We start from the raw sequence: 24,880 nt of genomic DNA on the forward strand, positions 1-24,880 counted from the left end.
TTAGGAAAGACTCATGACTCAATCTGTATATCACATTCCAGTAAAAGCCATTTCAGGCGAAGCGGTTGACCTTGACCAATATAAAGGTAAGGTTTTATTAATCGTAAACACAGCATCTAAATGTGGTTTAACTCCACAATACGAAGGCTTAGAGAAGCTTTATCAAGCAAAGAAAGATCAAGGTCTTGAAATCTTAGGTTTTCCTGCAAACAACTTTAAAGAACAAGAACCTGGTTCAGATGAAGAAATTCAACAATTCTGTTCATTAAACTACGATGTTCATTTCCCACTTTTCTCTAAAATTTCTGTAGCAGGTGAAGATAAACACCCGCTTTATCAAGCACTCACAACAGCTCAACCAGAACGCGTTGGTGAAGGTCCTTTCCGCGAGCGTTTAGAAGGCCTAGGTATTCCAACTAACCCAGCACCAGAAGTTTTATGGAACTTTGAAAAATTCTTAGTGAATAAAAATGGTGAAGTTGTTGCTCGTTTTGCACCAAACTTAACAGCAGACGACGAACAAATTGTAAAAGCAGTTGAAGCAGAACTCGCTAAATAATTTTTATAGCGCTTTAATAAAAAAGAGTGCTACAGCACTCTTTTTTATTGTCTGGTCAAAATGTTGTTCATTTGCAACAATACCTTATTTCTACATATTTTATGCATATAGTACGCACTTGCTTTAGTTGGTATTGTTTGTAGTTATGAAAAAAGTTTTACAAGGTGCATTTCTTCCTTTTGTGATTTTTGCTTCAGGTATGCTATTACTTGGATGTGATCAGGCACAAGATCGTGCAAAAGATCAAGACTCTGCTCAAGCTACTGAACAAACACTAGATCAAACTGATAATTCTCAAGAAGAAACTCTGCCTAAAAATAATAAAAATGAATTAAAAAATGGGAATGTTTTTTATATTGTTCGAGATGCTGCGAACTTACAGCTCAAAGCCGGTGACTATATTGAAAAGCTTAAGGACACTCAACTTGATGTTGAGCAAGCCATTCAAGATAAAGATCAGCAAGAGCTAAAAACAACTGTAACGACACTAAAACAGCAGTTAAAAGGCTTAAATCAAGCACTACTTAGTTTAGATATTAAAAGTCAGGAAGTTGAAAATATTCGTCAAAACTTATTACAAGCAAATCAACAAGTTTTAAGCATGCCTTTATTAAATGGAAAATTAGAACAAATCGATTTCGACCAAATTGAGAAACAGCTCAATACAATCCAAATGGATATGGTCAAACTTGCTGCACTAATTGTGGCAGGAGATGACAAGTCAGATTCAAAAACTGATTCTTAATTTTCTTTTTAGCAATAAAAAAAGCCACCGTAAGGTGGCTTTTTCAATCTCAAACCGTGTCTTATTGAGCGCGGTTTTTGATTTTACGGATTGTTTCAAGCTGACCTGCAATCTCTGAAAGAGATGCTAAAGCAGCAGCTGAGTCCAAATCACTCTTTTGGTTTGCAAGCAATTGTTCAGCATTTTTACGTGCTTCTAAAATTGCTGCTTCATCCAAATTGTCAGCACGGATAGCAGTATCTGCAAGAACCGTTACAACATGAGGTTGAACTTCTAAAACACCGCCAGATACATAGACGATTTCTTCTGTACCATTTTCCAACTGAACACGAATCGGGCCCGGTTGAAGCAAAGTAACAAGTGGAGCATGTCCTGGCAAAATACCAAGCTCACCACCTGCACCTTTCGCGATTAACATCGATACTGCGCCAGAGTAAATAGACTCTTTAACACTTACGATATCACATTGCATAGTCGCCATGAGATGATCTCCTTAAATTAGAGTTTCTCAGCTTTAGCAATCACTTCGTCAATACCACCAACCATATAGAACGCTTGTTCTGGGATGTGATCGTATTCACCAGCTAATAGACCTTTAAAGCCACGAATCGTTTCTTTAAGTGGTACTAATTTACCAGGAGCACCAGTAAATACTTCAGCTACGTGGAATGGTTGAGAGAAGAAACGTTGGATTTTACGCGCACGGTAAACAACCAATTTATCTTCTTCTGCCAATTCATCCATACCCAAGATTGCGATGATGTCTTTAAGCTCTTTATAGCGTTGCAATACGTTTTGTACTGCGCGCGCAATTTCATAGTGCTCTTGACCAACAACTAATGGGTCTAACTGACGTGAAGTTGAGTCAAGTGGATCGATCGCTGGGTAAATACCAGAAGATGCGATGTCACGGCTCAATACTACTGTTGCATCTAAGTGAGCAAATGTAGTTGCAGGCGATGGGTCTGTTAAGTCATCGGCAGGTACATATACTGCTTGGATCGATGTGATCGAACCAGATTTAGTAGATGTAATACGCTCTTGAAGAACACCCATTTCTTCTGCAAGTGTAGGTTGGTAACCTACCGCAGATGGCATACGACCTAACAATGCTGATACTTCAGTACCCGCAAGTGTATAACGGTAGATGTTGTCGACGAATAATAATACGTCACGACCTTTACCATTTTCGTCTTTTTGATCACGGAAGTATTCAGCCATAGTCAAACCAGTTAACGCTACGCGTAAACGGTTACCTGGTGGCTCGTTCATCTGACCGTAGACCATTGCTACTTTGTCAAGAACGTTAGAATCTTTCATTTCGTGATAGAAGTCGTTACCTTCACGAGTACGCTCACCAACACCAGCAAACACAGATAAACCTGAGTGTGCTTTTGCGATGTTGTTGATCAATTCCATCATGTTAACGGTTTTACCAACACCCGCACCACCGAATAAACCAACTTTACCACCTTTTGCAAACGGGCAAAGTAAGTCAATTACTTTAATACCAGTTTCTAAAAGGTCAGTAGAAGCTGCTTGTTCAGCATAAGAAGGCGCTTGACGGTGAATCGGCAAACGTTCTTCAGTCGCAACAGGACCTGCTTCATCGATAGGACGACCTAAAACGTCCATGATACGGCCAAGCGTAGCTGGACCCACTGGAACAGAGATCGGTGCGTTTGTGCTAGTTACATTAAGGCCACGTTTAAGACCTTCTGTAGAACCCATTGCGATGGTACGAACAACACCATCACCAAGTTGTTGCTGAACTTCTAAAGTAGTTTCAGTACCGTCAACTTGGAGAGCGTCATAGATCTTAGGAACGCTTGTGCGCTCAAACTCGACGTCGATAACCGCGCCGATGATCTGAATGATACGACCGCTACTCATTGCTGTCTCCTCAATTCAAACTTAATAATGTTAAACGGCAGCGGCACCGCCAACGATCTCGGAAATTTCCTGAGTAATCGCGGCTTGACGCAGCTTGTTGTAAATGAGTTGTAGGTCTTTAATCAATTGTCCTGCGTTGTCTGTCGCTGCTTTCATCGCGACCATACGAGCTGACTGCTCACATGCAACGTTCTCAATCACACCTTGATAAACCATAGACTCGATATAGCGAACCAACAAACCATTTAACAATTCTTCTGCTTCTGGTTCGTAGATATAGTCCCAACCATAAGTACGGTTGAGATCATCGCCTTCTTCTGCTGGTGCTAAAGGAACAAGTTGTTCTACTTTAGGCTGCTGAGTCATTGCATTAACGAAGCCATTTGATACGAGGTAGATACGATCTAATTCGCCTTTATCAAATGCATCAAGCATAACCTGCACTGAGCCAGTTAACTGTTCCAAACTCGGCGCATCGCCAAGTTGGGTAGTTGCACCAAGCACTTTACCGCCGTAATTCTTAAAAAACGAAACCGCTTTTTGACCAATTAAAGCAAATTCAACTTCAATTGACTGCTGTTGTTGTGCTTTGACATGCTGCACAACTTTCTTGAACAAGTTAATGTTCAAGCCACCTGCCAAACCACGATCTGAAGACACTACGATATAGCCAACACGCTTAACTGGGCGGTCAACCATATAACGGTGTTTGTATTCAGGGTTTGCTTGTACCAAGTGAGCAATTACACGGCGCATATTATCGGCATACGGACGGCCCTGAGCCATGCGCTCTTGCGCACGACGCATTTTAGAAGCAGCTACCATTTGCATCGCGCGAGTAATCTTTTGCGTGCTCTTGATACTAGCTACTTTGGCGCGAATTTCTTTTAAATTTGCCATACGCTTAACCTAGTATTCGAAAGCCCTTTCGAGCTTCCGAAGGTTGATCCGTGAACCAAACTTAACTAAAACTGAACTTAGTAAGTTTGAGTCGCTTTAAAGCTTTCAATACCTGCTTTGATTGCTGCTTCGATGTCTTTGTTGTAATCACCAGTTTCATCGATTTGTTTCATCAACGGAGCATATTCAGAACGGAAGTAAGCAATTAACGCAGCATCAAAGTCTACGATTTTCTTAACTTCTACGTCAGCCATATAGCCTTCGTTAGATGCATAAACAGAAACAGCTTGGTCAGCAATTGAGTAAGGAGCATATTGTTTTTGCTTCATTAACTCAGTTACACGTTGACCATGTTCAAGTTGCTTACGAGTTGCTTCATCAAGGTCAGAAGCGAACTGAGCAAACGCAGCCAATTCACGGTATTGTGCTAAAGCGGTACGGATACCACCAGACAATTTTTTGATGATCTTAGTTTGAGCAGAACCACCAACACGAGATACAGAGATACCCGCGTTCACAGCAGGACGGATACCTGCGTTGAATAATGATGTTTCTAAGAAGATCTGACCGTCAGTAATCGAAATTACGTTCGTTGGTACGAATGCAGATACGTCACCCGCTTGAGTTTCAATAATTGGCAATGCAGTTAAAGAACCAGTTTGACCAGTTACTGCGCCATTAGTGAATTTCTCAACGTAGTCAGCAGATACACGTGAAGCACGTTCAAGAAGACGTGAGTGAAGATAGAATACGTCACCCGGATACGCTTCACGACCTGGTGGACGACGTAAAAGCAATGAAATTTGACGGTAAGCAACAGCTTGCTTAGACAAATCATCATAAATGATAAGAGCGTCTTCACCGCGGTCACGGAAGTATTCACCCATTGTACAGCCAGAGTACGGAGCTAAATACTGCATTGCAGCAGGATCAGCAGCCGCAGCAGCGACAACAGTTGTATACGCCATAGCGCCAGTTTCTTCTAGCTTACGTACAACGTTTGCAATTGTTGATTGTTTTTGACCAATCGCAACGTATACACATTTAATGCCAGAGTTTTTCTGAGCGATGATCGCATCGATCGCCATTGCTGTTTTACCAGTTTGACGGTCACCAATAATCAACTCACGCTGACCACGACCCACAGGAATCATGGTATCAACTGATTTATAACCAGTTTGAACAGGCTCGTCTACAGATTGACGCCAAATTACGCCTGGTGCTACTTTTTCAACAGCATCAGTTAATTTTGCATCAATTGGGCCTTTACCATCAATTGGGTTACCCAAAGCATCTACTACACGGCCAAGAAGTTCAGGACCAACTGGAACTTCTAAAACACGACCTGTACAACGAGCTTTTTGACCTTCTTGAAGGCTTAGGTAGTTACCTAAAACAACGGCACCCACTGAATCCTGTTCTAGGTTCAGTGCCATACCAAATAAGCCGCCGTCGAATTCGATCATTTCACCGTACATTGCATCAGCAAGACCGTGAATACGCACGATACCGTCGGATACCATAACAATGGTACCTTCGTTTTTAGCGGTCGCGCTGGTGTCCAGATCTCCGATACGCTGTTTAATGAGCGCACTGATCTCGGATGGATTCAGTTGTTGCATTGCGCTATTCCTCAATCTTTTATTAGTTCAGTCTTCATCATTTGCATTATGCAAGAAGACGAGTACGCATTTTTTCAAGCTTGTTAAGCGCAGAATCATCTATCACTTGATCGCCTGCACGAATAACCACACCTGCAATCAAAGCAGGATTAACTTCTACAGAAACATTAACTGCTGCCTTGAAGCGTTTTTCTAACGCGTGTGCAAGCAATTGTTCCTGAACAGAAGTTAACGGAAACGCCGATTCAATCACGACATCAACCGTATTGTTATTCTGTGATTTAAGCTGTTCATATTCTGCTGCAATTTCAGGTAACAACACTAATCGATCGTTATCTGCAAGAAGTGTCAAAAAGTTAGACACTGCTTGAGATTGATCTTCACCTAAAACTTTAGCAAAAAGCTTCACTTGCTCCGCAGGAGTAAGTTCAGGGCGATTTAAATAAGCGGAAAATGCTTCGTCTTGCACCGCAGCACTGAGCACTTGTAACGCATTCGACCAATTGTCTGTTGCACCTTGCTCAGAAGCATAAGCAAATGCTGCTTTGGCATACGGACGTGCCAACGTCAAGAGTTCAGCCATAATTCGCCTCGCTTAAAGTTTAGCAGCCAGCTGAGACAGCATGGCGTTATGAGCTTCTGCATCAACTTGTTGGTTCAGGATCTTTTCTGCACCAGTTACTGCCAAGGCAGCTACTTGTTGACGTAATTCTTCGCGAGCAGAATTGATCTCTTGATCAACAACTTCTTTAGCTTGTTGACGAATACGCTCACCTTCAGCCGCAGCTTGAGTACGAGCTTCTTCGATCAATTGCGCTGCACGACGGTTCGCTTGTTCGATCAATTGAGCCGCTTGTGCTTTAGCTGCATCAAGTTCTTGCTTCACTTGCGCTTGTGCATCGGCAAGGTCAGCTTTCGCTTTTTCTGCTGCATTTAAGCCATCAGCGATTTTACGCTGACGCTCACTAATCGCATTGATTAGTGGTGGCCAAACAAACTTCATGCAGAATGCGACAAAAAACGCAAACGCAATCGCTTGACCAATCAATGTGAGGTTGATATTCATTGCAATTCCTCAAATAGTGGATTTAGGAATTAAGCTGATTAACCTACAAATGGATTAGCGAAGATGAAGAACAAGCCAATACCAACACCGATCATAGGCACAGCATCAAGAAGACCCGCGATTAAGAACATACGAGTTTGAAGTTGTGGAGCTAATTCTGGTTGACGAGCTACAGCTTCTAAAAAGCGACCACCCAAAAGACCAAAACCAATCGCAGTACCCAAAGCACCGAAAGCGATCAAGATAGCAGATGCAATTGCAACTAGACCTAAAGTGAGTTCCATGAAAAATTCCTCAGAGGTTAGGTTATTACCAAATTAAATTAAAAAAATTCAGCCCAACCATCATTTGATAGTTAGGCAATACCATTAATGTTTTTCGCTTGCCATGCTCAAGTAAACGATGGTAAGCATCATAAAGATGAATGCCTGCAACGTGATTACAAGAATGTGGAAGATCGCCCAAGGCACAGATAACGCCCATTGAATCCAAAACGGCAATAATGCAATCAGGATAAAGATTAACTCACCGGCATACATGTTACCGAACAGTCGGAGAGCCAATGAAATAGGACGAGCAAGGAATGTTACCAATTCCAAAATCAAGTTCACTGGAATAAGCAACGCTTTTGCAACTGGATTACTTGGGTTAAATGGGTTAAGTGCCAACTCGCCTACGAAACCACCAACACCCTTCTCGCGGATGCTGTAGAACAAGATAAGTACAAATACAGATAAAGACATACCAAGGGTAATGTTCGGATCTGTAGATGGAACGATCTTGAAGTAAACGTGGTGAGGATTCATACCAAATACGTTAGCACCAATAAATGCAGCTACTTGAGGAATCCAGTCAACTGGGATCAAGTCCATTAAGTTCATGAGGAAAATCCACACGAAAATAGTGAGTGCAAGCGGAGCGATTAAACGTGATTTGCCATGAAAAGTATCACGGACACTTGAGTCAACAAACTCAATGATCATTTCAATTGCAGATTGGAATTTTGTTGGAACACCAGCTTTCGCAGTTTTCGCAACCATCCAAAATAACAAACAGAAAATCACACCAAGGCCAATTGACCAACCCATTGAATCCAAGTGAATTGCAGTGAACCCCATCGAATGAGCTTCTTCAGCAGTCTCAGCCAATTTCCATGTACCATCTGGCATTTTGCCATAGGTCATATTGGTCAAGTGATGCTTGATATACTCTGTCGAAGTGAGGGCATGTTCTTCAGCAGCCATAAATCACACCTGGTCAATGTCAATTACTAAAAAGAAGGGAAACGAACATCGGCGTACTGTCGATATCTCGCCACCCTCCAAAAAATCTTCAATTCTTCTTGTTTCTATACTCGTTTTTGTAGACGTGAAACCCAAAAAGGAGCAACCCACGACATCATTTGAACGAGGATAAAACCAAACAGCAATGCTAACGGTGATAAAGGTTTAACATTGCTCAAAATCAAAATAAATCCAACGATCATGATTGCAAATTTGCCTAACATGCCCCTATACATGTTAGACAGCACTTGTTTTGATGCTCTCGCACCTGCTGTTCTGAAGGATTGCCACGCAAAATAACTGGTAGCAAGCCAGCAGACCAATGCACCAAGTGCCGCACTTAATGCTGCTGTCATGTCTTTTATGCTCCACGCCACAAGTGCGGAAACAGGGATCATGCATGCTTGTAAGAAGACCAAAGCTTTTGCTAATCGTCGGTCAATCAAGCGACTAGTTTGGCTCATTATTTATCCACTCACAGCATAAATGCTTGACAAGTTTAGCTGATGATCGCTTTTAATCGCAGGCATTATAGAGTTACACCCCTGAACATGCAATCTTTTCCCGACTTTAGTCGGGGTTTTTCGTGACAGGTGGTGCTGACGCTACAGTCAGCCTTTGTTTACTTTTTATCTTACTTTTGCGTATTTAATACGCATTTATCGGTTTTTATAGCCAGTTTCTTCCATGCTGTTACAAAATCGTCCTCATTATTCATACTTTCATCAACGGGTTGGAAGGTAATACTGCCCAGTTTCTGATATTGACCTTTTGTTGTGAAACTTTCTGCAAGTAAACACATCTGAGGTTTTGGTCGATTATCATTAAGATACTTAATTTGAGCCGCTGTAGGCGCAACATGCGGGTCATCCGTTAAAGCACCTGCAAACTTTAAATTAAGCGAGCGTTCCAAATACTGATAAGCATCATGATAAGACCAGTAAGGTTTACCATTACTTGAGCTATCGTAAGCTTGAGCTGCCTGCAACATATTCCGAGCAAATGCATTAGCATTATTCCAATATTTCGCTTTACTTTCAGGATGCTGCTGCGAACGCAAAGCCGCAATAAAAAAGCCAATCCGCACTGCATTGTTTGGTTCTAACCAGACATGAGTATCTACAGTATTTGGTAAAGCAACACCACGCGTATTACGCTGTGGCAAAACAGTAAGAATACCACTGTCTAATAAAGAAATTGCTTTCTTATTGTTACTCAGCAATTTGTTGAGAGGAGCTTCATGAGCTTTTCCTAACCAAATTACCAAAGAAGCATCATTGATTGCTTTACGATGCGCTGGGGTGAGTTGTACGTCATGCCCACTTTGCCCTTGCAGCAATAACTGAGGCTCTTCAACACCTTTAGTAATTTCTTTTGCAATCAAATAGATTGGGTGTGTAGAGACAACCAAACCCTGACTCCAACCTAGCGTACTCATTAGAGAGAACATACTGAAAACAAAAACGCGGAACATGACAGACCATCAATTAGTAATAGCTCGAAGCATGTTATAATATAACAAAGTTACAAAAATACCTAAGATTAATCGAATGAAGCATCGCTTCATGCTAATATTCCATTAAAAATTTGAGGTTATGTCTATGAGTTCTTGCACGCATGAACATCATGATTCTTTGCATGGTGTGCATGATCACCATAATGTCGCAAGTCGTTTAGCTGAAGCAGAAACTTTATGTTCTGCGGTTGGTGCGCGTCTTACGCCTTTACGTAAAGAAGTCCTTGAACTCATTTTAAATGCTTCAGGTCCAATGGGTGCGTACGACTTATTGGCACGTATTAAAAGTCAAACAGATCGCCCTGCCGCCCCTCCTACTGTTTATAGAACTTTGGACTTCTTATTAGAAAAAGGTCTAATTCATCGCTTAACATCTATTAATGCTTATATTCCATGCTGTCATCCACGTGAAGGACATCAAGCTGCATTCTTAATTTGCACCGAATGTCACACTGTTAAAGAAGCATCTTCACAAGGTCTGACTCAACAACTCGACCAACTTGCAGCTTTAGATGATTTCACAGCACAACACAGCATTATTGAAATTTCGGGGAAATGCCAGCAGTGCCGCACAGCTCGCTAAATCCTGTATTGATTCAACTTGAACAGGTTTCTGTTCATCGTGATGATCGGGATATATTAAAAAAAGTCGATTTTGATCTGCATCAAAATGAAATTGTGACCTTAATTGGTCCAAATGGTGCGGGTAAATCGACTTTAATTAAAGTTCTACTTGGAATTTTAAAACCAAGTAGCGGACGTGTCATAAGCGACAAAAAACTAAAAATGGCTTATGTCCCTCAAAAGTTTAACCCTTCTCATAGTCTTCCTTTACGTGTTCAAGATTTATTAGATCTTGAAAAATGTAGCCCTGCCCTTCGCCAAGAAATTATTCAAGACACTGGCATTGCAAAGCTACAACAATCAAAAGTACAGCAGCTTTCTGGTGGAGAGCGCCAACGTGTACTGCTCGCACGTGCTTTACTTAGAAAGCCAGACATTCTCGTTCTTGATGAACCGATGCAAGGTCTAGATATTCAATCTGAAGCTGAGCTTTATGAGTATGTGCGTAGTCTGCCAGAGCGTTATGGATGTGCCATTTTAATTGTTTCCCACGATTTACAGTGGGTTATGCAAGGGACGCATAGAGTTGTTTGTTTAAATAAACATATATGTTGCAGCGGTTTACCTGAAAATATTCAACAGCATCCTGAGTATCAGGCAATATTTGGTACCCAGCGAGTTTTTTATCAACACCATCATGACCACTGTGCGCATGGTGATGCCGCACACCCCTGCCCTCACAATAGTAGACCTCACATTCACCCAGAACCGGAAGCTTAAGCCATGATGGAATGGTTACAATTATTGTTGCCCGCATGGATTATGGGAACCTTATTAGTCTTTTTGACTGCACCACTTGGTTGTCTCATGTTATGGAGACGTATGTCTTTTTTTGCAGACACCATGGCACATGGAACCTTACTTGGGGTAGCAATTGCCGGTGCTTTAAGCCTTCCTTTGTGGCTTGGCGTGGCAGGTACGGCTATTTTATTAGTCGCTATTTTATGGGCACTGCATGACAATCGTTTGCCAAACGATGCTCTACTAGCTTTATGCTCCGCAACATTACTATGTAGTGGTCTTCTATTTATTCAACATGTTCCAAGTTTAAGACCAGAGCTTTTAAGTTATTTATTCGGTGATTTACTCAGTATCGACTGGCACGATTTACCTGTTTTCACATTAATTATTGCCGTATCACTGGCAATTCTTTATCGCTTTTGGCAATCTCAAATCCAAATTGCCATTGATCCAGACATTGCGATTAGTGAAGGGGTAAATGCGAAATGGCAGCGTCTCATTTTTATGTTACTGCTAGCCTTATTTACAGTTTTAGCTTTACGAGCAGTAGGTTCACTTTTAATGGGTGCTTTACTGGTTATTCCAGCATTGAGCGCTCGACTACTCGCTCATTCACCAAAGCAAATGGTTGTTTGGGCTTTTGTTTTAGCTCAACTTGGTGTCAGTGTCGGCCTATGGTCAAGCGCAGCACTAAATATCTCAACTGGCCTCAGTATTGTTTTATGTATGGCTTTGGGTTTTGCTCTTATTTTCATGGTTCAAAAAATCAAAAACCAAACTCAAGCGGCCTAAATCAGGCTGCTTGATGAACTGTACTGAGTAATAACGCCGCGCAACTAAACATGACAGCAAAACCACGATTTAAATATTTTTGTTGTTTAGGTGAGCGAAGTAATCTTAAAACCTTTGACGCCAGCCCTGTATATCCAGCCATTACAATTAAATCAATGGTAATCATAGTAGCTGCCATAATCAGATATTGTATCCATTGAGGTTTGCTTAAATCTAAGAACTGAGGCAAAACCGCCAATAAAAATACAATCGCTTTTGGGTTACTGATATTGACCACAAAGCCATTCAACAGCAGCGCTGAAATAGATTTATTCTTTTTTTCATGCTGAATTTCAATGTCTTTTATAGGTGCAGTCCACTGCAAATAGGCCAAATACAATAAATAAGCAACCCCAAACCATTTAACCATCTGAAAAGCCAACGGTGTTGTCGCGAATAAAACGCCTACGCCCGCCGCTACAATCATGATTTGAATTAACAAGGCAATTTGCAAACCAATCGCATTCCAGTAACCATGTCTAAAACCATAGTTTAGACCACTCGACATAGAAGCAATCGCGCCCGCTCCAGGAGAAATACTAATAACCCAACAGGCCAGCATATAAGCAAACCAAATTTGCAAAGACATAGTGAAATAAACAATAAAAGTGGAATTATACCGTTTTATAAAACTATCGCGGCGATAATTCAAACAATAAAATCAATAAATAGACTACTAACAGCTCTTCGCATCAGGCACAATAATTGAAGCTCATACTAAATTATAATTGAGGAGATACCTTCCAATGACTGCTCAATCTGTCATTTTGCCATTACCATCTGATCATGCCCGTTTTATTGTTCTTCGCTTAAAAGATCTAACAATTGCTGAATTAAAAGAACAACTCGAAGCTTTATTCGAAACACGTGACCGTCTCATTACTCAGCATTCAGACGCACAAATCAAAACAGCAGTCGCTTTTGGTCCAGAACTCTGGAAACAGCTTTACAGTCAATCTCCTGCTGGCTTTAAACAACTTGAACCAGAAAATGGTGCATTCAATATGCCTGTCGTACCAGCTGATGTGCTTATTCACATCGCCAGTATGCGTTCAGATATTTGTTTTGCATTAAGCCAAGCATTTTTTGAAGGTATTAAAGATAAAGTTGAAGTTCTGGATGAACGTGTTTGCTTCCGTTATTTCGATGGTCGCGATATTACTGGCTTTATAGATGGCACCGAAAACCCTCAATTTCCAGATGACCGTGTAGAAACCGCTCTGCTTCCAGAAAGTGCTGGAGTATTTGCAGATGGTAGTTTCATATTTGCACAGCGCTATGCACATGACTTGGAGAAATGGAAAAAACTTAAAGTCGACGCGCAAGAAAATGTCATGGGACGTACCAAACTTGAATCTATTGAATTAGATGATGACGTTAAGCCAGACAATGCTCACGTTGCTCGTACTGTCGTTGAAGATGATGAAGGCGAAGAAATGGAAATTTTACGCCATAGCTTACCTTATGGCGATGGCAAAGGTGATCAAGGCTTATTCTTCATTGCTTACACTAAAGACCTGAACATTATTGATGCTATGTTAAAGCGTATGTTTGGTACAAGCGGCGATGGTATTCATGACCGCCTCTTGCATTTTGTAACGCCACTAGACGGCGCATATTACTTTGCACCAAGTGAAGAGTTACTAGAAGAAGTTTTAGAAGATTAATTTTTTTAAAAGTAGCTATTACGGTAGCTACTTTTTTATTTCAAACCAAAGAATAAGTACTTTGACATTTTACAAAAATATTATTTTTATAAATTAATAAAAATTACTCTTAAATATAAACTTAAGGCCCATTCGCATTTCTTATTTCAAGCATTTCATTACAGTCTTTAGAAGTTGAATAAACAAAAATTCGTTTATCTTGATTTTCTAGCAAAATGGCATCTTTATTTTCACCAAAGGCGTTTTTAGAGATATCACACTTATAAGCTGACAGTTGAAAGTTCTTTACGACTTCACATTTAGGCTCAGCAACACTCTCATTAAAACCATACCATTGCGTAATATTTGGATTTGAACAAGAGATTTCCCCCACTTGATCAGCTGTTTTAAGCCCCTTCTCCGCACTCTCTTTCTTTTCACTTACAGCAGAGCCTGATTGATTTTTATCCACCTGCACCACATCTGACTTATGATTAGCATCATGTTGAGTTTTATCTGGACTTTTATCGCTACAAGCCATTAAAGCGCCTATAAAAATTAAAATATAAATATTTTTCATGAAAAAGTACTCATAATTATGTGTTATTTAAAACTGATCTTAATTAAAGCCATTACCTAGCAAGTATATCTAATATTAACTGAAGCAAAACTTACAAATAACTTATCATTTTAGATTAGTAATATTTTATAAAAGGTAAATTATCTATTTTAGAAGATTTAAAAGCCTTTGTAGCCAAATTAAGTTAATAAAAAAGGGAGCATCTTACTCCCTTTTTTACACGTCCAAGATTTTAGAAAGGAATACGCTTATATTTACGGTATTCTGGCTTCCAGAATGACTGATCAATTTTTTGCTTAAGCAAATCATCGCTAATGGTTACAGCCACACCGTCTGCCATTGCAGCTTTTGCCACTTCAAATGCAATCACTTTAGAGACTTGTTGAATTTCGCCTAAAGGTGGCAATAAGTCAGCTTGTGGATCTTTCAGCAACGGTGAACAGTCTGCTAAAGCACTACTTGATGCCATAAGCATGTTTTCTGTAACGCGTTTAGCACCTGATGCCACTACACCTAAACCAATACCAGGGAAGATGTATGAGTTGTTGCACTGCGAAATATTGTAAAGCTTGCCGTGATGATTTACAGGTGCAAACGGACTACCCGTTGCAATTAATGCTTTACCTTCAGTCCATTCCACAATATCAGCCGGTACAGCTTCTACACGCGAAGTCGGGTTAGATAAAGGCATGACAATTGGTCGCTCACAATTGGCAGCCAGGGTCTTAATAATTTCTTCGGTAAATAGACCCGGTTGACCAGAAACACCAATTAACACTGTAGGTTTGGCATTCTTGACAACATCAAGCAGTGAAATCACTTCTTCAATATTGCCCCATTGATCTACTACTTCAGCTTTCTGAGCTAATTTACGTTGGAAGTCTAATAGGTTTGGCTGATTTTCAGTGATCAAACCAAAACGGTCTACCATGTAAACACGAGCACGTGCTTCAGCATCGGTTAAACCTTCTGCAATCATTTGTGCAACGATTTGCTCTGCAATACCACAACCAGCTGAACCTGCACCTAAGAAAGCAATTGTTTGGTCTTTTAACTGTTTACCTGCTGCACGGCTTGCAGCAATCAAACTACCGACAGATACCGCTGCTGTTCCTTGAATATCATCGTTAAAACAACAAATTTTATCGCGATATTTTTCTAATAATGGCATCGCATTTTTTTGTGCGAAATCTTCAAATTGAATGAGTGCTTTTGGCCAACGACGTTTTACGGCCTCAATCACCATATCTACAAAGTCATAGTACTCGTCACCACTAATACGTGGTTGACGCCATCCCATATAAATCGGGTCATTTAATAATTGAGGGTTATTCGTCCCTACATCAATTGTGATTGGCAATGTGTAAGCAGGGCTAATACCACCACATGCGGTATAAAGTGAGAGTTTCCCAATTGGAATACCCATACCACCAATACCTTGGTCACCAAGACCCAAGATACGCTCACCATCAGTAATCACGATGACTTTAACATTGTTTTTATTAACGTTTTGCAAAATATCATCAATCACATCACGATCTGGATATGAAATAAAAATACCACGATGACGGCGATAGATATCAGAAAAACGTTGGCACGCCTCACCCACAGTTGGGGTGTAAATAATCGGCATCATCTCTTCAAGATGATTTTCGATTAAGTGATAAAAAAGAGTTTCGTTGGTATCTTGGATATTACGTAAATAGATGTGCTTATTTATATCATCATTAAAAGCGCAATATTGCTGATAAGAGCGTTGGCTTTGCTCTTCAATAGTTTCAATAATATGTGGAAGTAACCCGTGTAAGTTAAAGTTACTTCTTTCTTCTTGAGTGAAAGCAGATCCTTTATTTAAAAGGGGTAACTCTAAAAGTGTATAGCCTGCATAAGGGATATAAAGTGGGTGTTTACTTGGGTGTCCTGATATCATTGCCTATCTCATTTTCCAGCTTAGAACTCCGAAAAGTACAGTTTCAGCACTCTCTAAAGCTCGTTGTATGCGTAAGCTTAAGACTATTTGAGACGAAATAGGTATTTTAAACTGTGATATTAAAATTAAAGACTATTTAGTAAATACATGATATAAAATAAATATTAAAAATCAATTACTTATGATTTACAATTTTTTAAAATCATTCTTTATTAACACTATACTTGGCTTACAATCCTGTAATTTTTCAGCCCATTACATTTTTATAAAAAATACCAAGTGTTTTACTAGCTTATAATTTAGAAAATATTGTCTAAAAAGCCTATATTTACGTGCTTTAATGATTTACTTAGGCTTATTTTTCAATATTTACAAAAAAAATAGTTGTAGGGAACGAAAAGAAAGAAATTCAGTGAAAGCGTTAAATGCACTCCCCCAACTCATAGGAAATTTGCTATATTTGACGTTTTTCTGCGACATCTATTTTCGATTGATATGAATACGGCAATACAAGCAGCTCTCGACCATGCAGTGCAAACCCTTCAGCAAGAAGGCGTGCTTCCTTCGGATTGGAATAATTCAAGCAATTTAACGCGCACCAAAGACCGAAGCCATGGCGACTTTGCTTCTAATATTGCCATGATCGGCTCTAAAGCTGCTGGTATGAAACCACGTGATTTAGCTGAAAAAATTCTTGCGGCTCTACCAGAAGTTGCAGATATCAGTAAAGCTGAAATCGCAGGTCCTGGTTTTATCAATTTCTTCTTAAATGCAGACCAGCGTTTTGCGATTCTTGATCAAATTCAAGCTCAAAAAGAAATCTTTGGCCGTAGCCAATCAAATGCAGCGAAAAAGATTCAAGTTGAATTCGTTTCTGCAAACCCGACATCTAGCCTACACGTAGGGCATGGCCGTGGTGCTGCTTATGGTATGACTGTTGCAAACTTGCTTGAAGCAACAGGTGCTAAAGTTGATCGCGAATACTATGTAAATGATGCTGGCCGTCAAATGGATATTTTGGCGACTTCTACCTATTTACGTTATTTAGAATTATTGGGCCAAGACCTTGTATTTCCAAAAAATGCTTATCAAGGCGACTACGTTAAAGAGATTGCTCAAAGCATTATCGACAAAGATAACAATGCATATGTTCGTGATGTAGCAGACGTCTATAAAGACGTGCCAGAAGACGTGCAATATGCAGATGAACTCGATAGCGAAGGCAATAAAGTTGTATTGTCTGGTGACAAAGAAAAACACATTGATGGTCTTATTGCCAACTCACAACAATTATTAGGTGAAGGCTACCGTGTTTTCCATCAAGCAGCTCTTCATGCGATTTTAGATGACATTAAAGATGACCTTGCTGACTTTGGCGTAACTTTCAATCAATGGTTTAGTGAAGCATCATTGAGTGCAAAAATTGATGAAGCACTCGAAACACTCGATCAACGTGGTTTCTTGTATGAAAAAGATGGCAACATCTGGTTTAAATCGACTGAGTTTGGCGATGAAAAAGACCGTGTTGTTAAGCGCCGTAATGGTCAAACGACTTACTTTGCCTCTGACATTGCTTACCACTTAAATAAATTACAACGTGGTTATACGGACCTTGTTGATATTTGGGGTTCTGACCACCACGGCTATATCTCTCGCGTAAAAGCTGCGATTGATGCGATGGGTTATGACTCGAAAAAATTGACTGTTCTTTTAGTTCAGTTCGTAAGTTTGTGGCGCGGTGGCGAGATGGTTCAAATGTCATCTCGTTCAGGTCAATTCGTGACTTTACGTGACTTACGTAAAGAAGTTGGTAACGATGCTGCTCGTTTTTACTATGTAATGCGTAAAAGCGAACAACACATTGACTTTGACTTAGATCTTGCTGTATCACAAAGCAAAGACAATGCGGTTTATTATATTCAATACGCTCATGCACGTATCTGCCGTATGTTAGAAAAAGCAGCAAGCACTGGCTTACAGTTTGAAGTGGATGCTGCTCGTTCGCATGCTGCACGTTTATCACTTGATGCAGAAACTGAAATTCTTGCTAAACTTGCTGCATATCCAGACGTTGTATTACGTGCTGCTAATGCATATGAACCACACCAAGTAGGTAACTACTTAAAGGAATTAGCTGCGCTATTCCACGGTTGGTACAATGAACATAAAGTTTTAAGTGATGATGCTGAACTTACACAAGCACGCTTATTACTTTCAATCAATGTACAACAAGTATTGCGTAATGGCTTAGAATTACTTGGTGTTTCTGCACCTGAAGCCATGTAAATAAATGCTGGATATTTGGTAGAACTACATATCCAGCCATGCTGTAAAAGACATCGCTTTGTGATGATATAAAGCTATACAGAGCGATGTTTTAAAGTAAACTCGAAAGAAAACAATCAAAAGACAGAGGAATAATCCACGTGTTTGGCAAAACGCAACGCGGTGTATCTGAAAGACCTAATAAGCCTAAAAAGCCTTTAATCCCTAAATGGCTAGGGACACTTGTCGCTATTTTAGTCGTCTTATGCATTGCGGTAATGCTCATGCTGTGGAAACCGTGGCAACCTGTTTCTTCAAAAAATCAGATTACGTCTGATCACTATAAAGAAGAAGAGACCAATAAAGACTATCGCTTTTATGATCTATTGCCTCAGCAACAAGTAACCCCTATTCCGGAACAAGCAATCCCTGAAAGTAAAAATCAGGGTACAGCAATGATTGTAGAGGCGCCTAGTACAGCACAACCTGCTGCATCTGAGTCTGTTGCTACTACTGATAGCGATGACTCTACAGCTGCTGCCCCTCAACAACCAAATTACATTTTACAAGTCCGTAGCTATACAGATCCCGATCAAGCAGATGCTCGTCGTGCAGAAATTATTTTAAATGGCTTATCTGCCGATGTAGTCAAAAGTTCTGAAAATGGTAAGACTTGGTATCGAGTTATTTCTGGTCCATATGATACTCAAGATGCTGCGCTTGCAGCCCAGCAAACATTACAACATAGTGGTATTGACTCTATCGTAATTAAACGCAAATAAAGCAAGAGTGATAAAAAGGAACAAATATTTGTTCCTTTTCTTTTATATGTCAGCACAATTTCTTTCGTTTGAACCCAAACTCTTTTGTTTTGCCTTTTGAAAAGCTGGCCGTTGCTGAATACGATGTAAAAAGGCTTGAATATGCGGATATTTACCTTGTAAACGCGACTGAAGAGCTTCTAGTGGAAAGCTCATTTGAATATCAGCAAATGAAAAATTCCCTGCAAAATATTCATGTTCAGATAAGTAGTTTTCTAAAAAACTAATATGATCTTTCATACGTGGACGAACAAAACTTGCTTTAACCCCTTCTGTGATTTTTTTTGCTACAGGTTGGATTAACCATGGCACGTGTTTGTTTACACTATTCATGACTAAAGTCATGACCAATAAAGGCATAAGTGAACCTTCAGCATAGTGCATCCAGTAAATATATTGCTGTAAATCCTGAGATTGCTTAGGTTTAAATTGCTGATTTTGATCGTAACGCTGCTGTAAATACTCCAAAATGACCGCTGACTCTGCAATGACTTGTTCATCGTCTGTCAAAATTGGGGCTTTGCCGAGAGGATGAATACATTTCAGTGTTTCTGGCGCAGAATAGTTGGGAAGACGTTGATAATAATGAATATCATAATCTAAGCCTAATTCTTCTAAAGCCCATAAAATCCGAAACGATCGCGAACATTCCAGGTGGTGTACACTAATCATGCTATTGCCTACTTTTATTTTTCTTTTTTACATAAAAAACAGCATGTGAACATGCTGTTTTATTCCATTTGTGGGATGGATATAAAATCATCCACCTCAACAAAATAGCATTTTTACACTGTAACAAGCACAGTATGAATGTCTAAACTACGTAACAAAGTTTTAGTAACAGGCGTTTTACTACACACTGTTAATATTTTTTGCTGTAGTTCTTCGCTTGGTAACTCTTTAAAAACAATACGACGTTCAATATGTTCTTCATGCTCCCGATTGGTATGAAAATCAATTTCAACCGAGAACTCACCAAAGTCATAATCTTTATGCTTTGCATACATTCTTAAAGTAATAAGTGTGCAAGCTGCCAGACTTCCAGTAAGTAAATCATAAGGAGCTGGACCTTGGTCATGCCCTTCCAACTTCTCTGGTTCGTCACAAAAATATTGATGACGACCACTGGTGATTTCGCCCTTCCACTGCTCAGCAAGAGGCTTTGCTTTACTGCTTGCGATTACTGCTGTCATTTTGATGCTCTCATTTGATCTGGAAGAACTGGCGCTTCTAAACGCGCACCCACGTAGTCTGGAATTTCACCAAAACGCACATCATGATTAATCCACTGCTCCCGCGCTTCTTTTAAATCATCCATTGTACGTGCAACAAAGTTCCACCATAGTAAAATTGGAGTTTCAAACGGTTCACCACCTACTAACAGCACACGGTTCCCTTTCTTTACTTCAATTTCAATTTCACTTAAACCCGTATCTAATACAACCATGTTGTCGGCAGTGAGTTCATGGCCATTCACATGGGCAACCCCATCTAATGCCATAAAACCATATTCAAACTCAGGATTTAGTGGAATACGTGTTTTAGTATCTTCGGTAGCAATTAAATCAACACCCACTAACGGCGTATGCACTGCAACTGGGGAAGTAGTTGCCAAGTATTCACCCACAAGGACGGTAAACTCTAAACCATCCTTTTCAACAACAGGTAGTTCTGGGTAGTGTTCAAATTTAGGATCCATATTGCGCTTATGGTCAGGCAATGCGATCCAAAGCTGGGCAGCATGCATTTGAGTTTCTGTATCAGGGGCAACTTCTGTATGAGAGATACCATGACCTGCTGTCATCAGGTTTACTTGTTTAGGACGGATCAATTGCTTTGAACCTAAACTATCAGTATGCATCATGGTGCCTTCAATCATCCACGTGAAGGTTTGCAAACCAATGTGAGGATGAGGACCAACATCTAGACCATCACCAGCTGGAAAAGTTACTGGGCCTGCATGGTCTAGGAAACACCACGCACCAATCATTCGCTTTTGACGGCTAGGTAAAGCCCGCTTAATGACTGTCCCCTGTCCAATTTCAGCAGAGCGAATTGGAAATTCCTGAATAAATTGATTGGCAAATTTCTCACAATCTTTTGAATCAGAAATATCGTAATCATTATTATTGCTCATGATATTACTCTCTTTTACCTATGCTTTTGCAATGAGTTGTTATACTGATCTTAACAATACACTCATTATTCAATATAGTCTTTTAGTAATACACAGGGTGTTATGAATGAGACAATCCTTTTTTAGTTATAAAAATAAATAAAGCTGCATTCAGCAGCTTAAGATGACTGAGTTTTAACGAGCTGTTTTAGATTTTTCATAAATTGTCCGAACTGCGGAAAGAACTCTTGAAACAATGCATGATCTCGATTTTCCAACATGACTTCACTAAATAACTTTAGACCAACAGCAAAAGATTTTGTAGTTTGATCATCGAAAAATTCTGCATTCTTTAGCTTTTCAACAATCTCAAAAATATCGTCATGATTACCAGTATAGAACTCAAGTCTTTCCGTATAGGTAGAAACTTCGCCTTTGGCATCTTTTAAATGTTGTACTGTAACGTGATATTGATGTTGTTTCATATATAAATTCTCTATCAAAAATTAATGGTTTTGGATAATTTCAACCTGCTTCAAATCAACTTGAAATTGATTAAATACCGATTGCAAACTCGCTAGAAATTGTTCTTGTTTGGCTTCTGTGAGTTCTGCACATTGAATCTGTAGCAGTTGATTATTGGCTAAGTCTGATAAGTTAAATTTGGCTTCACCTCGTTGGAATTGAGTATTTGAAATTAGGCCTGCTCCTACCAAATCACTGACCACCCGATAAACTGTTGCCAAACTCAACTTCTGTTTTTGGGTATATAGTTTTTGATAAATCTGTTTAACCGTTAGATCTTCTGCTTGCTGTTGAATTAAAGACAAAACAGTAAGTCTTGGATGAGTGACTTTTAGGCCCGCTTCTTTGATTTTTTGCTGTAGCTCTAACATGTTGTATCTCAACTTATAGGCGCCCGATTGCAACCGCAGCCTGATCAATTTTTTCGGCAATTTGATAGATCTGCTCTTGCTGCAAATCAGTTGTATTCAATTTCAAACGTAAGGCTGTTTTTAAATTTTCCATGGCGCGGTGAATTTCAATTAATTGATCATTACTGTGAATTTCACGTCTTAAGCGTAATTTTTCTAACAGTGCACTTAACTTTTCTTGTTGTTCAGCTAAATAAGCTTCCCCAAACTCCGTAATTTGATATTGCTTGCGCTCTACATCTAGCAAACTAATCAAATTCATTTCTTCAAGACTGGTCAAAGTCGGATAGATTGTTCCCGCACTAGGCGTATAGCCATCACCGACTAAATCACTTATTTCTTTAATAATTTCATAACCATGCTTAGGACTTTGCTGAATAAGGTGAAGGACTAAAAGTTTCATTCGTCCAGCTTCAAAAAGTCTTCCACGACGCCCCGAACGGTGATGGCCGTGGTGATGTTCATTGTGCTCAGTATGATGATGTTCTGATTGTTGTTTCATCTTTGAAGATTCTCTAATATGTTTAATTTATGCATATTAAGATATATCTTAATATATCTTTTATCAAGTATAAGTAATAATATACGATCTATTGTATTGATAGTTATCAAGATTAATTTTTAGCTTTAAAAGTTAAGCAATAAAAAAAGAGTGCTTAAGCATCTTACTAGCTAGTTTTCTGAGAAGAAGTTTAAGCTGACGAAAGAAAATAATATTTAGGATGATGTTATTCACCAATTAAAATGTCTATGCGATAAACCATTTAAAATGTCCTGTTTTTAACCACAAGAGTCAAGCACAGGATTTAACTTTCTTTGTTCAATAACAGCTTTCTGAGCTTTACGACTCGGCATACTTTTCTTGAGACGGGAACGTTTATTCTGTTTTTCCAACTCTTCATGCTGTTGCTGAATATGTGCCAGAACTGTACCTAACCGTTTATTCTCAACGATCTCATTCTGCTGTAGCCCAGCTAATTTATTGAAAATGCTGTAGTTGAGCTTTCGTCCCTCGTACATGAGGGCCACAGTGCCATCTGGGTACTCCAGAAATGAAATATATTGCCCAACAAGCTTATGATTCAGCTCTGTCGGTTCAAGCAGATAAATACATTTGTCATAGGTCAGGGTCAGATTCTTGGTGACCTTACGCGGTTCCTGCCAGGTAAAAATATCATCCAGTTCAAGATGAGATTCGGTTAATGGCCGATGTAAATTCTTTGAGTTTCGCGCACACTTGGCAAACTTCTGATTGAAATGCTCAATAAAGCAGGGCAGCCAGGCATTTGCCTCGGCAATTGAACAGATACCTTCTAGGCGCATTTCCTTGATCAGGCGATCCTGGAGTGTTCTATTGGCACGTTCCACACGGCCTTTGGCCTGGGGTGAGTTGGCGAAGATAATATCAATATTTAACTCATTCAGAATCCGCCCAAATTGCGTGATCTGGCTGTCCTGGCTCGATTTCTGGTTCACTCGGAAGACCGAATGTTTATCGCTATAAAAGGCCAGAGGCTTACCGTATTGTTCAATGTAGGCTCGGGTTGAAAGCATATAGTCGAAGGTCGTTTCCGCCTCACAGAAGCGCAGATGCAACAGCTTTCCAGTGGCATCATCGATATAAACCAGCAAGCAGCACTTAGCAGCGCGTCCTTCGAACCAGTCATGATATGAGCCATCAATCTGGATTAGCTCACCGAAGCAATCCCGGTTATAACGTGGCTGATATGGACGTTTAAGGCGCTTGGATCGTGGAATCCAGAGGTCATTTGCAGTCATCCAGCGCCGAAGCGTTTCTACCGGGATATTCAGGTCAAACATGCTGCTGAGCTTCTCATGGGCCAAGGTAGGTCCAAATCCCAGCAGATGTTCAGAAATAATGGAAAGACATTTTGATTTTAATAAATCATCATGGCGACGATGGCCAGGTTGACCACGACTGGCATGCGCCATACCTGAAACACCATCTTGATTGAGCTTCTGTAATAACCGGGTAATTTGACGGGTTGAAAGATTAAGGATTTCAGCAGCACGGACTTGTGTAATACGATGATCTCGAACGTCTTGCAGAACAGCAAGACGTTGAATTTCTTTGTCAGACATAGTGATCAGCATCTATATTTCATATCCAGTCCATGATGTTTAAGCCATCATAAACTAGACATTTTTATTGGTGAGAATATAGACACTTTAAATGGGTTCTAACAGATGAATTTCTTATAAAATGTAATATGTTAATTTTTCTTTTTAATCATAAATAATATGCACTTGTGTTATTTAAGCGATTTAACATTAGCAGATGCCTCTAATTTAGTTAGACTTTATACAAATGATACGACTAGAAAGTATTTAGGTGGACCATTGGAAGTATCTCTAGCTCAAACGCGAGCACATACTGATATTAATACTCCAAGTAAATTACCTATTTGGGCAATTCGATCTTCTACTGATCATAATTTTCTAGGAATTATATCTCTGGATACTCATCATGACGGCTCAGATATCGAAGTATCATATGAATTGCTGCCGGAATATATGGGATATGGATATGCAACTCAAGCACTTGAATTTGTTTTAAATTATTCATTTAATGAGTTAAATCTTAAGAAAGTAATAGCTGAGACTCAAACACAGAACAAAGCATCAATCAAATTACTAGAACGTGTTGGAATGGTTTTTGAGAAATCAGTAGAACGTTTTGGTTCAAATCAAAGTATTTTTTTTATTACTAATCACCAGTATATCGATAAACATAAATAATGCTTTTATCAATAGACATAAAAAAGGCAGGATTAAATCCTGCCTTT

At 39.7% G+C, this 24,880-nt stretch carries 29 protein-coding genes; 9 read left to right on the forward strand and 20 right to left on the reverse strand.

Going from position 1 to position 24,880, the window contains the following annotated elements:
* Positions 1 to 13 precede the first annotated feature (13 nt).
* Positions 14 to 559, forward strand: coding sequence for a glutathione peroxidase (locus F985_RS23960; RefSeq protein WP_004705933.1), 546 nt, complete (start codon positions 14 to 16; stop codon positions 557 to 559).
* 145 nt (positions 560 to 704) lie between these two features.
* Positions 705 to 1,304: a hypothetical protein gene (locus F985_RS23965; protein WP_004705934.1), complete on the forward strand. Its 600-nt coding sequence runs from the start codon at positions 705 to 707 to the stop codon at positions 1,302 to 1,304.
* Between the two features lie 61 nt (positions 1,305 to 1,365).
* On the opposite strand, the gene F985_RS23970 is transcribed toward F985_RS23965, so the two are convergent.
* The 10 genes from F985_RS23970 to F985_RS24015 all read right to left on the reverse strand — a co-directional run bounded on the left by F985_RS23970 (position 1,366) and on the right by F985_RS24015 (position 9,542).
* Positions 1,366 to 1,785, reverse strand: a complete 420-nt coding sequence (locus F985_RS23970; protein WP_004705935.1) for a F0F1 ATP synthase subunit epsilon — start codon at positions 1,783 to 1,785, stop codon at positions 1,366 to 1,368.
* A gap of 17 nt (positions 1,786 to 1,802) precedes the next feature.
* Positions 1,803 to 3,197, reverse strand: coding sequence for a F0F1 ATP synthase subunit beta (gene atpD / locus F985_RS23975; protein WP_004705936.1), 1,395 nt, complete (start codon positions 3,195 to 3,197; stop codon positions 1,803 to 1,805).
* A gap of 30 nt (positions 3,198 to 3,227) precedes the next feature.
* Entirely contained in the window at positions 3,228 to 4,097 is an 870-nt protein-coding gene (gene atpG / locus F985_RS23980; RefSeq protein WP_002114131.1) for a F0F1 ATP synthase subunit gamma, read from the reverse strand.
* Between the two features lie 77 nt (positions 4,098 to 4,174).
* Complete coding sequence (atpA, locus tag F985_RS23985) at positions 4,175 to 5,719, reverse strand: F0F1 ATP synthase subunit alpha (RefSeq protein ID WP_004705937.1); 1,545 nt, start codon at positions 5,717 to 5,719, stop codon at positions 4,175 to 4,177.
* Positions 5,720 to 5,765: 46 nt separating this feature from the next.
* Positions 5,766 to 6,302, reverse strand: coding sequence for a F0F1 ATP synthase subunit delta (locus F985_RS23990; protein ID WP_004705938.1), 537 nt, complete (start codon positions 6,300 to 6,302; stop codon positions 5,766 to 5,768).
* A gap of 12 nt (positions 6,303 to 6,314) precedes the next feature.
* Positions 6,315 to 6,785, reverse strand: a complete 471-nt coding sequence (locus F985_RS23995; RefSeq protein ID WP_002054137.1) for a F0F1 ATP synthase subunit B — start codon at positions 6,783 to 6,785, stop codon at positions 6,315 to 6,317.
* Positions 6,786 to 6,823: 38 nt separating this feature from the next.
* The gene (atpE, locus tag F985_RS24000) at positions 6,824 to 7,069 is read right to left on the reverse strand and encodes a F0F1 ATP synthase subunit C (RefSeq protein WP_000424060.1); all 246 of its coding nucleotides are present in this window, start codon (positions 7,067 to 7,069) and stop codon (positions 6,824 to 6,826) included.
* An 84-nt stretch (positions 7,070 to 7,153) separates the two neighbouring features.
* A complete protein-coding gene (gene atpB / locus F985_RS24005) occupies positions 7,154 to 8,029 on the reverse strand; it encodes a F0F1 ATP synthase subunit A (protein WP_004705939.1) in 876 nt (291 codons plus the stop codon).
* Positions 8,030 to 8,133: 104 nt separating this feature from the next.
* Positions 8,134 to 8,532, reverse strand: a complete 399-nt coding sequence (locus F985_RS24010; protein ID WP_004705940.1) for an ATP synthase subunit I — start codon at positions 8,530 to 8,532, stop codon at positions 8,134 to 8,136.
* A 170-nt stretch (positions 8,533 to 8,702) separates the two neighbouring features.
* Positions 8,703 to 9,542, reverse strand: coding sequence for a metal ABC transporter solute-binding protein, Zn/Mn family (locus tag F985_RS24015; protein WP_004705941.1), 840 nt, complete (start codon positions 9,540 to 9,542; stop codon positions 8,703 to 8,705).
* A gap of 127 nt (positions 9,543 to 9,669) precedes the next feature.
* Between F985_RS24015 and F985_RS24020 the strand changes: the two genes are divergently transcribed.
* From F985_RS24020 to znuB, 3 genes are read left to right on the forward strand one after another with little or no spacing between them, the layout of a single operon-like run.
* The gene (locus F985_RS24020; protein WP_002054239.1) at positions 9,670 to 10,167 is read left to right on the forward strand and encodes a transcriptional repressor; all 498 of its coding nucleotides are present in this window, start codon (positions 9,670 to 9,672) and stop codon (positions 10,165 to 10,167) included.
* Complete coding sequence (gene znuC / locus F985_RS24025; protein WP_004705942.1) at positions 10,140 to 10,928, forward strand: zinc ABC transporter ATP-binding protein ZnuC; 789 nt, start codon at positions 10,140 to 10,142, stop codon at positions 10,926 to 10,928. Before F985_RS24020 ends, znuC begins: the two co-directional genes overlap by 28 nt.
* 3 nt (positions 10,929 to 10,931) lie before the next feature.
* Positions 10,932 to 11,741 (forward strand): zinc ABC transporter permease subunit ZnuB, encoded by an 810-nt coding sequence (gene znuB, locus F985_RS24030; RefSeq protein WP_004705943.1) that lies wholly within the window; start codon positions 10,932 to 10,934, stop codon positions 11,739 to 11,741.
* A 1-nt stretch (position 11,742) separates the two neighbouring features.
* On the opposite strand, the gene F985_RS24035 is transcribed toward znuB, so the two are convergent.
* On the reverse strand, positions 11,743 to 12,369 hold the full coding sequence (locus tag F985_RS24035; RefSeq protein ID WP_004705944.1) for a LysE family transporter: 627 nt from the start codon (positions 12,367 to 12,369) through the stop codon (positions 11,743 to 11,745).
* A gap of 157 nt (positions 12,370 to 12,526) precedes the next feature.
* On the opposite strand from F985_RS24035, the gene F985_RS24040 reads away from it, so the two are divergent.
* A complete protein-coding gene (locus F985_RS24040) occupies positions 12,527 to 13,447 on the forward strand; it encodes a Dyp-type peroxidase (protein WP_004705945.1) in 921 nt (306 codons plus the stop codon).
* Positions 13,448 to 13,568: 121 nt separating this feature from the next.
* Here the strand turns inward: F985_RS24040 and F985_RS24045 are convergent, their stop codons facing one another.
* Positions 13,569 to 14,006 (reverse strand): hypothetical protein, encoded by a 438-nt coding sequence (locus F985_RS24045; RefSeq protein WP_004705946.1) that lies wholly within the window; start codon positions 14,004 to 14,006, stop codon positions 13,569 to 13,571.
* Between the two features lie 232 nt (positions 14,007 to 14,238).
* A complete protein-coding gene (locus F985_RS24050; protein ID WP_004705947.1) occupies positions 14,239 to 15,936 on the reverse strand; it encodes an NAD-dependent malic enzyme in 1,698 nt (565 codons plus the stop codon).
* 495 nt (positions 15,937 to 16,431) lie between these two features.
* Between F985_RS24050 and argS the strand changes: the two genes are divergently transcribed.
* Positions 16,432 to 18,222: an arginine--tRNA ligase gene (gene argS, locus F985_RS24055; RefSeq protein ID WP_004705948.1), complete on the forward strand. Its 1,791-nt coding sequence runs from the start codon at positions 16,432 to 16,434 to the stop codon at positions 18,220 to 18,222.
* A gap of 140 nt (positions 18,223 to 18,362) precedes the next feature.
* A complete protein-coding gene (locus tag F985_RS24060; protein ID WP_004705949.1) occupies positions 18,363 to 18,983 on the forward strand; it encodes an SPOR domain-containing protein in 621 nt (206 codons plus the stop codon).
* 42 nt (positions 18,984 to 19,025) lie between these two features.
* Here F985_RS24060 and F985_RS24065 read toward each other — a convergent pair whose 3' ends face one another.
* From F985_RS24065 to F985_RS24095, 7 genes are all read right to left on the reverse strand, one after another.
* Positions 19,026 to 19,694 (reverse strand): glutathione S-transferase, encoded by a 669-nt coding sequence (locus F985_RS24065; RefSeq protein WP_004705950.1) that lies wholly within the window; start codon positions 19,692 to 19,694, stop codon positions 19,026 to 19,028.
* A 113-nt stretch (positions 19,695 to 19,807) separates the two neighbouring features.
* A complete protein-coding gene (locus tag F985_RS24070) occupies positions 19,808 to 20,215 on the reverse strand; it encodes an OsmC family protein (RefSeq protein WP_004705951.1) in 408 nt (135 codons plus the stop codon).
* Complete coding sequence (locus tag F985_RS24075; RefSeq protein WP_004705952.1) at positions 20,212 to 21,159, reverse strand: pirin family protein; 948 nt, start codon at positions 21,157 to 21,159, stop codon at positions 20,212 to 20,214. Before F985_RS24075 ends, F985_RS24070 begins: the two co-directional genes overlap by 4 nt.
* Positions 21,160 to 21,317: 158 nt before the next feature.
* Positions 21,318 to 21,623, reverse strand: coding sequence for a DUF3861 domain-containing protein (locus tag F985_RS26025; protein WP_004705953.1), 306 nt, complete (start codon positions 21,621 to 21,623; stop codon positions 21,318 to 21,320).
* Positions 21,624 to 21,644: 21 nt separating this feature from the next.
* Positions 21,645 to 22,034, reverse strand: a complete 390-nt coding sequence (locus tag F985_RS26030; RefSeq protein ID WP_004705954.1) for a Fur family transcriptional regulator — start codon at positions 22,032 to 22,034, stop codon at positions 21,645 to 21,647.
* A gap of 13 nt (positions 22,035 to 22,047) precedes the next feature.
* Positions 22,048 to 22,575: a PadR family transcriptional regulator gene (locus tag F985_RS24090; protein ID WP_004705955.1), complete on the reverse strand. Its 528-nt coding sequence runs from the start codon at positions 22,573 to 22,575 to the stop codon at positions 22,048 to 22,050.
* A gap of 278 nt (positions 22,576 to 22,853) precedes the next feature.
* Positions 22,854 to 24,188, reverse strand: a complete 1,335-nt coding sequence (locus F985_RS24095; RefSeq protein WP_004699130.1) for an ISNCY family transposase — start codon at positions 24,186 to 24,188, stop codon at positions 22,854 to 22,856.
* 147 nt (positions 24,189 to 24,335) lie between these two features.
* Between F985_RS24095 and F985_RS24100 the strand changes: the two genes are divergently transcribed.
* Positions 24,336 to 24,833: a GNAT family N-acetyltransferase gene (locus tag F985_RS24100; RefSeq protein WP_000549856.1), complete on the forward strand. Its 498-nt coding sequence runs from the start codon at positions 24,336 to 24,338 to the stop codon at positions 24,831 to 24,833.
* Positions 24,834 to 24,880 lie beyond the last annotated feature (47 nt).

Source organism: Acinetobacter seifertii (genome assembly GCF_000368065.1).
Classification (GTDB): domain Bacteria; phylum Pseudomonadota; class Gammaproteobacteria; order Pseudomonadales; family Moraxellaceae; genus Acinetobacter; species Acinetobacter seifertii.